General features: G+C 45.7%; 5 protein-coding genes and 1 pseudogene. 5 read left to right on the top strand and 1 reads right to left on the bottom strand.

The window, feature by feature from the left end; all coding sequences use genetic code 11:
* Window positions 1-204 precede the first annotated feature (204 nt).
* Window positions 205-642 carry a hypothetical protein gene (locus PPA03S_RS29720; protein ID WP_082704365.1) on the top strand — a complete coding sequence of 146 codons (438 nt, stop codon included), beginning with the start codon at window positions 205-207 and terminating at the stop codon, window positions 640-642.
* Between the two features lie 655 nt (window positions 643-1297).
* Here the strand turns inward: PPA03S_RS29720 and PPA03S_RS29715 are convergent.
* The gene (locus PPA03S_RS29715) at window positions 1298-1822 is read right to left on the bottom strand and encodes a hypothetical protein (protein ID WP_062329430.1); all 525 of its coding nucleotides are present in this window, start codon (window positions 1820-1822) and stop codon (window positions 1298-1300) included.
* A 598-nt stretch (window positions 1823-2420) separates the two neighbouring features.
* Here PPA03S_RS29715 and PPA03S_RS29710 point away from each other — a divergent pair.
* The 4 genes and pseudogenes from PPA03S_RS29710 to PPA03S_RS34465 all read left to right on the top strand — a co-directional run bounded on the left by PPA03S_RS29710 (window position 2421) and on the right by PPA03S_RS34465 (window position 6080).
* Window positions 2421-2606, top strand: coding sequence for a sigma factor G inhibitor Gin (locus PPA03S_RS29710; RefSeq protein ID WP_062329429.1), 186 nt, complete (start codon window positions 2421-2423; stop codon window positions 2604-2606).
* A gap of 341 nt (window positions 2607-2947) precedes the next feature.
* Window positions 2948-4777 (top strand): aminotransferase class I/II-fold pyridoxal phosphate-dependent enzyme, encoded by a 1830-nt coding sequence (locus tag PPA03S_RS29705; RefSeq protein ID WP_062329426.1) that lies wholly within the window; start codon window positions 2948-2950, stop codon window positions 4775-4777.
* A gap of 213 nt (window positions 4778-4990) precedes the next feature.
* Window positions 4991-5419, top strand: a complete 429-nt coding sequence (locus PPA03S_RS29700) for a CidA/LrgA family protein (protein WP_062329424.1) — start codon at window positions 4991-4993, stop codon at window positions 5417-5419.
* Window positions 5338-6080 (top strand): annotated as a pseudogene (locus PPA03S_RS34465) (LrgB family protein). Before PPA03S_RS29700 ends, PPA03S_RS34465 begins: the two are co-directional and overlap by 82 nt.
* Window positions 6081-6263 lie beyond the last annotated feature (183 nt).

The raw sequence follows: 6263 nt of genomic DNA, 5'->3' as shown, positions 1-6263 counted from the left end.
TTTGTTTATAAGGAAATAATAAATACATACAGGCAAATGTGTTCTCAAAGAGGGTGAGCAATTGCTCAGATCGAGTCGTGAAATGAAGGTAACATTTTTGTTACGGAAAACGCATACGAAACCAGTATAATAGGACTATGTTAAATATGCTAAAAGTACCTGACCACAGAGCTGGAATGTGCAGCTGTGAAAAGGAGGGTGTGTGTGATAAGTTGGCGAAGACTAGTTCTTCATTCGTTTCTCTTGCTCGGCCTGATAGCCGTGCTTGTAGGATGCAGTGAAGCAGGATCTGCATGGACTTCTTATGAAGGAGCGGTAAACGAGAAGGGTTTCCCGGTTCCCAAAGTGGCGAATAAATCTGACCAGTCTGAAAACAATTCGGATATGGATTATGTACGATATACGCTATCCGGTATTAGTGAAAGTACTAGCTTGCCTGAGGTGTATCTAGACGAGATCAAAAGCTGGGGCTGGACAGAAAAGCAGATGAAGAGTACATCCAATGATTCAAGTTCCCTGCGTGTATTTGCTAAGGAGGGACATACTGTACATTTAGCTGTGCATGATGGTTTCTTTACGCTGATGGTTCCAAAAACTGAGGCTGCCCAAACGACTGTGAAATCACTTGATGATGAAGACTGAATGAACTTAGACTGGGTATTGTGTTTAACTAATTAACGATGTAATGGTCCGTATATAGTAAAGCTCTCGATGAATGATTCGAGGGCTTTTTTTTATCCCATGAATAATGAATTGAGGTGGTAGTACGCAGCTGTAGGAGGCCATGTGCATCAAAGTAGTATGAGGCAGGTCTGCCTAAAGACATACCTGGACTCAGAACTCATTCAGTAGACGTAAGCCTAGTACATAAGATATCTGAGGGCGATAGGGTAGCTATAACTCATATCTCTTTAAAATGGAACCAAGTTTTTAAGTGAGTCAGAGCGAATGGGAGTTAGCACAGATCAGGCCACTGGTATAGAACGTTGTTCAATAACTGGTAGGTGTTAGCTCAGGTTCTGATCTGAAGAAGGCAAAGGGATGATTGCAATCACATGGGGATAACCATTGAAGCTATGCCCATGCTGTGGATAAAGGGAGAGTCTATAAAATAAATAAAGGTTATCCACAGTGGATAACCTTTGAGGCTGGGAAGTAACGCAGTGATTTTAAAATTGTGGAAAAGAGTTTTTGACGTTATGGGTAGAGCGTATGAATGAGCCTTAGCGATTATGTATTACTGAGTTGAGTCCACATGTAATTTGATGACAGATATCCAGGATCAAGGATTGAATAATTATTGCAGGTAATAGGAGACGTCTTGTTCATTCAATTTGATGAGTCCGTCCTTGCGTTCGCGTGAAAGAACAAGAACAACATATAGGCGTGGGACAAGCAGCCACAGATGCCAGAATATCAATGAAAGGGTGAAGGGCAAAGGTGACCAAATTAAGCATACGGTAATGATACATAGTCCAATCCAGCTCATATTGAGGTGTACACGGACGAACATACGGTAGCTGAAATGTTGGTCTGGAATATAACCGAACCATGGCATACGGAGGTTCCATCGCCAGCGCTTAGCATAGGAGGTACGCACCAATAGTAATATAGTTCTGGCGATGACGTAATGAATCCACACTGTAATTGGGCCTGCCAGGACAAAAAAGAAGAGGCCGGTCCAAGAGAATGCCAAGAGGTTAAACAAAAGCATAATTACAGGCAAACTCAAGTAGCTAAAGATCACACTGCGGGCAATGCTCTTTTTTTTCAGAAGCCGGTATTGATAAAAGGTAGCTTTATTCTCCGGTTCGGCGATCATACGATTACAAATCCTCCTTCTGGAATCACGTTCAGTTGTAAAAGGGTATTCGTTTACATTTTATAAGGAAATGGTTGATGCTCTGATGGGAAGGTACATATACGACCTTATAGGTCCGTCCAGATTGAGGTACAAGATCTATAGAGTAGTTATGATCTTATACAAGTATACCTTTGAACTTTCTGGATGTCAGGTTCCCAACCGTGATGTATTATATATCGGCTGAAATTCCAAGTTTTTTTAAGATTATAGAATATAAGTTTTCAGAGAAGTAGAGGGAGGCCGTAACACAGGAGAAAAGGCATTCAAATTCCAGCATACTTGGAAGTACGCGGATGGATTTTTTTCTTATAGTAGAAGAGGATAAATCTATGGAGTTACTGCTATGATGTACGGCGAAAGAAATGCGGCCAAATGCTGTCTGTCCCGCTGAAACATAGAGCGTTAGGCTTTTTTTTATGTTTCGTTTCGGTACAGACACCCACAGAGGGGTGGGGGAATATATATATTTTATAGAAAGAAAGCACTATGAAAAGGTTTAAAATAATAGAAACTGTGCAATACTGATAGTAATACGTAAAACAAGGTGGGATGGTTGATGGAAGGACACGCCGAACACACATGCATTATCTGCGAACAGACAAAAAGAGAAGGCATTTTTATTGTATCTGAATTTATATGTGACGCTTGCGAAGCAGAAATGGTTCATACGGATGCACAGGATGCCAGGTACAATTATTTTATTCATCAAATGAAGCAGATTTGGGTGCAAAAGAACGCATAACGAGCGTTAAATCATATCAGTAAACTGCATTGGATCTTTCCAATGCCCATAGAGGCCCGGAGGGGCCTTTTTCTGTTTCTATAGGGAGAAAGGTCCGAATGGACGCGAGGAATGATAAGCATTGTGTTGCTTGGACGAGAGGGAATAGTTTGATGTAGCCAAAGGAATATTCATTTAATGAGGGTAGATAACCCCTGATATAATAATATGTAAAGAGCGTAACATACAGAATTCGGATACAGCAGTTCGTGAAAGAGGGAAAAGAGCAGCAAAGGTTGCTTTTGTTATAGTAAGCATTGTACGGTCAGATTAAAATTATAAAAGTACAGGATGATTATTCAATGGAGCATAAATGTAATACCGCACCTTTATATGAGGCGTTGCTTGCTTATCGTGATTCAGGGCAGCGTTCTTTTCATGTACCCGGGCATAAGAATGGACAAGTCTATCGAAGGTTGCTGGAGCAAGCAGGCCAGCGGCTGTCTGTTAGTCAAACGGAGAGCAATCATCGGAATGAGGGAGCAGAAAAGGAAAAGCAAAGTTTGGGACGGTCAGTAACGGATAGGGAAAAGTACTCTAGACAAGCTGAGGAAAAAGGGGATGGCAATGAAATTGGCGGGCTGACAATTCATGGTGGAGATGAAGCGGAGGGGTCTGCAACAGATGTTGTACCGGTAAGTGCGTTTCTAGAGATGATGCGACTGGATGTAACGGAAATCTCGGGGACAGACGACTTGCATCATCCGGAAGGAGTTATACGGGAGGCGCAGCAGCTGGCAGCGGATTGTTTTGGAGCAGAGGAGAGCTTCTTCCTTGTCGGAGGCAGTACGGCGGGGAACTTATCTTTGCTGCTAACCGTGTGTAATGAACCAAACAGCCTTGTATTGGTACAGCGTAATGTTCACAAGTCGGTCATCCACGGATTAATGCTGGCAGGCGCAAGAGCTGTATTTCTGGAGCCTTGGGTTGATCCAGCAAGTGGACTTGCGGTGATGCCGTCTCTGGAGACGGTGCAGGCTGCTGTCCAGGCGTATCCTGAGGCAAAGGCAATCCTGGTGACGTTGCCCAATTATTACGGTATGGGCGCTGATCTGACGCCCGTAGTGGAGGTTTGTCATGAAGCAGGCATACCGCTGCTCGTGGACGAAGCGCATGGTGCCCATTATGGGCAGCATCCGGAGCTGCCTGCTTCTGCACTGTCCTGCGGAGCAGACGGTGTAGTGCAGTCGACCCACAAGATGCTGTCTGCCTTCACCATGGGAGCCATGCTGCACGTTCAGGGGCCGAGAATTAATCGGTCCCTGCTGCGTCAGCGTCTGGCCATGGTGCAAAGCTCAAGCCCATCATACCCGGTGATGGCTTCGCTTGATCTGGCGCGCCGACTGCTGCATGTGCAGGGCGCGAACACGTTCACGGCGGGACTTGCCGCCGTGGGCGCATTTAAGCGCGGCCTAGCGGAGCTGCCGCGCTTTCGATTGCTGCAGCCTGCAGAGCTGCTGCAGCAAGAGCCGCCAGCCGGGGCGAAGCCGGCAGCTGGCGGCAATTCCGAGGCCGCCGCTGCAGCGGGGCGGCCTGAAGCACTGCCCGCGGCGGCGAAGCCATCCGCAGCGGGGTATACCGCTCAGGACCCGTTCAAGGCCGTCATCTATGACGGCACAGGGGTGCTGAGCGGTTATGGGCTGCAGCAGCAGCTGGAAGCGTGCGGATGCGTGCCCGAGATGAGCGACGAACGGTACGTCGTCCTGCTCTTCAGCTTGGGCTCAACGCTGGGCGATGCCGAGCATCTGTTGCAGGCATTAAGGCAAATTAGCCTTGCACAGGAGCAGAGTCAGTCGCTTGATGGGCAATCACAGCATTTTACAAAAGATTCTGAAAACTATATTTCCACGTGGAACAATTTTCAAGAAGGAACTCCCTTTTCTGAGCCCATCCCGTTCACATTGCAGCCGATTATGGAAGAGGATATGACAGAGGTTTCCATTGAAAAATGTGTAGGTCTTCGCTCTGCAGAGATGGTCATTCCGTATCCGCCTGGCATACCTCTTGTTTACGCTGGTGAGCGAATAAGCGCCTCTATGATAGCACGTATTAAACTGCTAAGAGATGAAGGAGCAAGGTTCCATGGCATATCGGATACTTCGCTGCAAACATTGAAAATCATTAGAGAATAATTGAGTTTAGCATAGGCGAAGAACTTGAGGAGTCAACCGGTACTAAAACCAGCATGTTGCTTAGTTCAAATCAATTCACTCACGGGTACAACGGATAGAAGCATTTCGGGCCTATAACTTGCGGATTGAAAGACGCTCTTTGAATTTATGCAAAATGCTCAAACAAGTTAAGACATCATTGCTGTCTGGACATAAGAAAGAAGGGAACAGACCTTGGATATTCCGCTAAAAAAATATACGGGAATCATCCTGCAAGTCCTATTGATGTACGGATTTTATTGGATAGGAAACCTGCTTCAGGCCATACTGCATTTACCTTTAACAGGTAGTATTGTTGGCATGGTGCTTTTATTCATCGTCATTCAACTGGGATGGATCAGAGTAAGTTGGGGAGAAGAAGGCTCATCCTGGCTTCAATCGAATTTGCAGTTATTATTTATCCCTCCTACAGTGGGCATTATCAATCATTTTGATTTTTTTAAAGCCAATACCGTGCTGCTTGTTCTGGGGTTGATCGTTAGTACATTAGTTACCTGTCTGTTGTCTGCGAAAATCAGTGAATGGCTCATGGCGTGGAGATCGACGCATCAAGGCAAGAAGGAGGCGATCCCATGCTCACATTCATCCTCGGAATCGGAATGATTGCCCTGACCCTGGCTATATATATTCCGGCGACTCGTCTATACAGAAGAATGAGATGGCCGATTCTTATGCCTGTATTGACGACAACTGCAGTAATCGTACTGATCTTGCTCATTTCCGATATAAAGCTCGATACGTACATGCTGGGCGGAAAATGGATACAAGAGCTATTGGGACCGGCTGTTGTTTCCCTGGCATTTCCTTTGGCAAAACACCTGGATGTACTAAAGCAAAATATGATCCCGATTTTGGGCGGCACCTTAGGTGGAAGCGTCGTTGGCATGTCTACCGGCGCTGCTATATCGCTATTGTTGGTTATCCGCAAGATATCGTTATTGCATTATTGCCCAAATCCATCACTACACCCGTTGCCATTCAACTTGCTGATCAGGTGGGAGGGAATTCATCGTTCACTTCACTATTTGTGATGATTGCTGGCTTTTCGGGGATATTATTGGGACCAATGATCATGAAATGGGCCAGAGTAAACAGCAGAAATGCGTATGGGATCGGACTTGGTTCGGCTTCCCATGCACTGGGGATGGCAAGATCCTTTGAGTATGGGGAGAATGCAGTCGCATTGAGCTCTGTATCCATGATCGTCAGCGCCATTGCAGGCTCTATCATGCTCCCGTTATGGGTATGGATCATTTACGGCTGATTAGGACGACTTCTCGAAAATATTGGAGAATAGCGGACCGCTAACGCAGGATCATGTATGGTATTATAGAAGGAAGCTTGTACTATACTCAACTAGCCTAATTCAGTAGTCGTGAATATACACCTCTAGGCGGGCTATGTCATAGTCTGGAGTAGGAGAGGATCAGTGCAGTAGTTATCGCAG

Origin of the sequence: Paenibacillus pabuli NBRC 13638, assembly GCF_001514495.1 — a bacterium.
GTDB lineage: Bacteria > Bacillota > Bacilli > Paenibacillales > Paenibacillaceae > Paenibacillus > Paenibacillus pabuli.
This window is presented reverse-complemented; position numbering and strand designations above follow the sequence as displayed.